Raw genomic sequence first — 5,114 nt, 5'->3', positions numbered from 1 at the left:
GGGAGATCGCGTGATGGGCCTCAGTAGAGGGCCTGCCCCTCGTCGACGACCTCCTTGAGCAGTTCCAGGAACAGCCGATCGGCCTCGCTGTGCTCGGCGGGGTCCTCGGGGATGTGGACGCTGGTCGTCTCCGAGATCTCGTTGGCGATGCGTGCCATCACCTCGCGATTGCTGCCCTCGACAAGATGGCGACGGGCGACCTCGAGGGACTGCTCGAGGATCTGCGGGTCCTGCAACAGCTTCTTGATGAAGCCGCGCAGCTCGTTGATGACCCGGGTCTTCTGGATTTCCGATGAGGACATGGCCGTCTCCTTGTGTGCGTTGCCGTGCCGCTGTGGCGAGACGATACCACGTTTCCCTGATGCAGAAGAGGGGGCGAGACGCCGTCACCCTCGATCGGGCTGTGCCGGGACCGGCGAGCGCCCGGGCGCCCGCCGATTGCCAACATCGGTCCAGGCAGGCGCGCTCCAGCTGATCTAGCCTGCCATTACACCAGAGCACCGAGAGTGAGCCCCCCATGTACGTCAACCGTAACGATAACGGCCATATCACGCTGGTCAGCCGGGAGGCGACGCCGGACTGCCGGGAGTTTCTCTCGGCGGACTCGCCGGAGCTGCTGGCCTTTCTTAGCGAGGGTGAGGTGAGTCGCGGCCAGGCATATTTCCAGGCATCGGATCTCGCCTTCGTGCGGATCCTCGAGGACGTGATCGAGCTGCTGGTGGACAAGAAGGTGATCAGCTTCACCGAGCTCCCCGAGGCGGCCCGGCAGAGAATGATGGAGCGGCAGGCGCTGCGTCGCCGCCCGAGTGGCCTGAGCCTGGTCGGCGCTGACGACGAGGAGGGCGGCGCGATCTGACCCTGCCCGGCCGCCGGCGCCCGGGAGGAACGCTCGTGCCAGCGGGGTCTTCATGCTGGTTGGCGGAATTCGACTCGCTCAGACGGGCCTGTCGTGTTGGCGAACGCCCGGACCGGTAACGCCATCCACACCGAGCTCGTAGAGCAGCGCTGCCTCTTGCGGGCTGTCGACCCCCTCGGCGATGGCCAGGATGCCGATGGAGTGGCAGAGTGTGCCCATGCCGCGCAGGATGGTTTGCTGCTCGGGACTCTGTTCGACGCCCTTGACCAGGGAGGCGTCGATCTTCAGGAAGCCGAGCCCCAGGTCCTGCAGGTCGGAGATGCGACGAAACTCGCGCCCGACGTGCTCCAGGCCAAGTCGGCAGCCGAAGGGCCGAAGCTCACGACACAGGCTGCGGAAACTCTCCAGATCATGCATGACCACCGCCTCCGGCACCTCCAGCCAGAGCTTCGCCGCGTGCTCCCGATGTGAGTCGATCAGGTTGCGCAGATCGAGCACGAAGCGCGCATTGTGCACCGAGGCGGGTGACAGGTTGATGCCCAGTGGCTTGCCGTGGCGGGCGATCTCCTTGAGGGTTTCGCGGGCCACGGCCATGTCCAGGGCGCTATCCAGGCCCAGGCGGGAGATCCACGGCAGGAATACGCTGGCGGGGCGCCACTCGCCCTTGAGTCGCAGACGCGCTGGGCACTCCAGGTGCAGCAGCTTGCCCTGGGCGTCCAGCACCGGAAAGCGGCCAAGATAAATCCCAGCCTGCAGGGCGTCCTGAAGTGCCTGGCGCCACTCGGTGTGTGAGTGGAACAGTGGCAGGCGTTTGGCGCCCTCGGCGATGAGCTGGGCCAGGTCGCCACGGCTTTCGGCGGCGGCAAGGGCCCCGTCGAGGCTGGCCAGCAGATCGCCGGGCCGATCCTCCTGGGAGTAGGCGATCAGCGCCGAGGGTAGCCCCAGGGCAACCCGTTCCTCCTGCCGGCGCAGGGCGTTGAGGCGCAGGGCAAGCTCGCGCCCGAGAGCGTCCGGCTCCACCTGGCCGGGCACCAGCAGGGCAAAGTCGCCCCCGCCAAGCCGCCCGGCAATGCCGCTGCCGTTGACCTTGCCGAGCTGGTCGAGCTCCTGGCCGAGTGCGCGGAGCAGCTCGTCCGTGACCGCGCTACCCAGCCGCTCGCTGACCTCGCCGAGCCGTGCCAGCCTGACCAGTGCGAGGCTGCCGGTGGCCAGGTGGCCACTGCTTTCGAGCACCCCCCGAAGCTGGCCAAGGAAGGCCTCGCGGTTGAGCACGCCGCTGACGGCGTCGTGCTGCAGGCGCTGCCTGAGCACGTCGAGCCGCTGGCTCTCGCGGCCGAGTATCTCGCGCACGGCGTTGGAGAGCTGGTTCATGGCCCGGACGACCTCCTTCAGCTCACGGGCCCGCGGTTCGGGGGAGGTGGTAAAGCGCCAATCGCCGATGTCGTTGGCCTGGGCTACCACGGCGCGCAGCGGTCGGTGGACCGTGCCCACGACCCAGGCCCCCAGGGCCAGGCCAATGAGACCGGTCACCAGGATAAACCACCCGAGCAGCGCCAGGGTGCTGCGCCACAGCGAGCGGTAGGCATAGTCGTGAAGGGTGGCCACGGTCAGGGTGCCGTGCTGGCCCCCGCCGTACTGGACGACGGCCTGTGCGGGGGGGGCCTCGAAGCGCACCAGCGCGATGAACCAGCGGGGAGCGCCCACGACGGTCTCGTCGCTCACATGGCGCGCGATCACCTCGCCCTGCGGGTCGCGCAGTTCGATCAGGCGATAGCGACCGGTTTCAGACTGGGCCGCCATCAGCTGGCCGAGGGTCTCCGGGTCCTTGTCGAGCTGGGTCAGGGTCAGCGCCAGGGCATTGGCGTTGTCGGCATCCTTCATCGCCACGCTCTGCTGCATGTAGTGGCGGCTGCCGGTGAGCCCGATGACCAGACTGCCGCCGAAGGCCAGCAACAGCAGGGCCAGGATAGTCAGCCAGAGCTGCTTGATAAGCGACATTCCGTTGTTCTCCCAAGCGGACTAGGCACCCGAGTCACAGGAAACCGGGCTTGCGCCGAGATCGATCACCATACGCCAGCACGACACCCGCCGGGGAGTGGCGGTGGCCCGCTGGCCTTATCCCTTGCCGGGGCCTTGCCAGACGCGGAGCCGACCGACCCAGCCGAGGTCCCGGCAGGCCTCGCGCAGCTCGTCGGCGGCCTCGTCCAGCGTCTGGCCGGGCGGCAGCCGGTTGATGAAGATCGAGACGTCCACCTGGTTGTCCAGGTAGTGCAGATCGAGGGCTACGCGGGTGTTCCAGGCTCTCACGTCGCGCCAGGTCTCGTCGAGCATGCCTTCCACGTCGCCGCGCAGGGGCAGCCCTGGGCGGCGGCTGTGCTCGGTCTCCCCGGCATCGTCCTCCGGGTCGATGTGGAAGGTCACATCGGCCAGGGCGGGGAAGGCCTCGCGCAGGCGGCGGCTCACCGTGTTGCCGATCTCGTGGGCCTCGGAGACGGTCACCCGCGGCGGCACCACGATATGCAGGTCGAGCAGCGCCTGGCTGCCCAGAGTGCGGGTACGCAGGTCGTGCACGCCGCGCACGCCGGGCACTTCCTCGGCTACCGCCTGCATCTCGCGGCGTTCCGCCTCGGGCAGGGCGGTGTCGATCAGCTCCTGGCTCGACTCCCACAACAGTCGCCCCCCGACCTGCCCCACCATGACGCCCACCACGATGGCGGCCACCGCATCCATCCATCCTGCGCCGAACTGGGCTGCGACCAGGCCGATCAGCACCACCACGGTGGAGAGGGCGTCGGAGCGGGAGTGCCAGGCATTGGCCTCCAGCAGCCGGGAGTTGACCCGCTTGGCTACGCGCAGGGTGTAGCGGAAGATCCACTCCTTGGCGGCCAGGGCAATCACGGCGATGCCGATGGCCCAGATGCCCGGGGCAGGAATCGGTTCGCCGGTGAGCAGCCGCATCAGGCTGGCCCAGGCGATGCCGCCGGCCACGAAGATCAGCACGCTGCCCAGCCACAGGGTGGCCAGGGTCTCGATGCGGCCGTGTCCGTAGGGGTGGTTGCTGTCGGGTGCCTGGCGGCCAAAGTGGGTGGCGGCCAGCACGAAGACATCGGTGAGGATGTCCGAGAAGGAGTGGATGCCGTCGGCGATCAGCGCCGCGGAGCCCACCAGGAAGCCGGTGACCATCTTGGCCACGCCCACCACGAAGTCGATGACCGCCCCGATCAGGGTGGCCTTGTGGGCCTCCCGGGTCTGGGCGCCGTGGTCCGGGTGATGGTGGCCGTGGGCGTGTGCCATGGCGTTCTCGCTGTCAGGGGGAGGCGGTCAGGACGCGATGCGCCCGGCACGGTGGCGTACCGGATTGGCGTACTGTGCCAGCCACCAGGGACGCAGTTCGGCCGGGACCTGCTGCAGGCGCGCCTGGAAGCGGGCGCGGTCGGCGTCGCTGATGGCCTGCCGGTTCACGAGGTCGCGGGTATCGCCCAGCGCCTCCAGGGCCAGGTAGTGGCTGGGGAAGAGGTGGTAGCCAGCCAGTACCTGGCGGTCAATTTCGGCGGCCACGGCCTCGGGGCTCTCGAGGTTGGCGCAGAGCGGGGTGCCGAAGCGCAGCTGGACCCGGCCCTTGTGGCCGGTGATGCCGGACACGATGGACTGGATGTCCTCGAACTGGCCCTTCTCGTAGTTGCCGCTGGTGTGCAGTGCGTGGAGTTCGCGGGCCTTCTGCACGTCGCAGGGGTCGTATTCGTAGCTGATCGACACCGGCACCAGTCTCAGCTCGGCGATCGCCTCGCCGATCGCCACGTCACGCTGCTCGGCGCGTCGAGCGATGGTCAGCATCTTGATGATCGCCGGGTCGGTGCGGTCGATCCCATCCTTGGCGCGCCCCTCGCGCTGGGCCATCCAGATCGAGTGGTTGTCGACGGTGATGGAGTGGCGGATATAGCCGGAGAGCCGCTGGTAGGCGGCCAGCATCGCCCGCTTGCCGCGGGCGCTGCGCGGCACGATGAAGCTCTTGTTGAGCCGCATCAGGTCGGTGACATAGGGCTTCTTGAGCAGGTTGTCGCCGATGGCGATGCGCACGGTGTCGCGCCCGGCCAGGTAGAGCGCATAGTTGACGAAGGCCGGATCCAGCGAGATATCGCGGTGGTTGCCGATGAACAGGTAGGCGGTATCGTCGTCCAGCGCCTCGAGTCCCTCGACCCGAAATTCATCGGTGGTGGTGCGAATCATGCGCTCCATGTAGGAGGCGATGCGCATCTGG

At 68.1% G+C, this 5,114-nt stretch carries 5 protein-coding genes; 1 reads left to right on the top strand and 4 read right to left on the bottom strand.

From position 1 onward, the window contains the following. Positions 1–20: 20 nt before the first annotated feature. Positions 21–302 (bottom strand): hypothetical protein, encoded by a 282-nt coding sequence (locus J5F18_RS12800; protein ID WP_346298998.1) that lies wholly within the window; start codon positions 300–302, stop codon positions 21–23. 215 nt (positions 303–517) lie between these two features. On the opposite strand from J5F18_RS12800, the gene J5F18_RS12795 reads away from it, so the two are divergent. Next, positions 518–856, top strand: coding sequence for a tryptophan synthase subunit beta like protein (locus tag J5F18_RS12795; protein ID WP_346298997.1), 339 nt, complete (start codon positions 518–520; stop codon positions 854–856). Between the two features lie 78 nt (positions 857–934). Here J5F18_RS12795 and J5F18_RS12790 read toward each other — a convergent pair whose 3' ends face one another. From J5F18_RS12790 to J5F18_RS12780, 3 genes are all read right to left on the bottom strand, one after another. Further along, on the bottom strand, positions 935–2,854 hold the full coding sequence (locus tag J5F18_RS12790) for an EAL domain-containing protein (RefSeq protein WP_346298996.1): 1,920 nt from the start codon (positions 2,852–2,854) through the stop codon (positions 935–937). A 117-nt stretch (positions 2,855–2,971) separates the two neighbouring features. Continuing rightward, the gene (locus J5F18_RS12785) at positions 2,972–4,150 is read right to left on the bottom strand and encodes a cation diffusion facilitator family transporter (protein ID WP_346298995.1); all 1,179 of its coding nucleotides are present in this window, start codon (positions 4,148–4,150) and stop codon (positions 2,972–2,974) included. A 27-nt stretch (positions 4,151–4,177) separates the two neighbouring features. Further along, positions 4,178–5,114: 1-acyl-sn-glycerol-3-phosphate acyltransferase (locus tag J5F18_RS12780; RefSeq protein WP_346298994.1), on the bottom strand; the 937-nt coding region annotated here is incomplete at its 5' end.

Source organism: Halomonas sp. BM-2019, from assembly GCF_017584085.1.
This window is presented reverse-complemented; position numbering and strand designations above follow the sequence as displayed.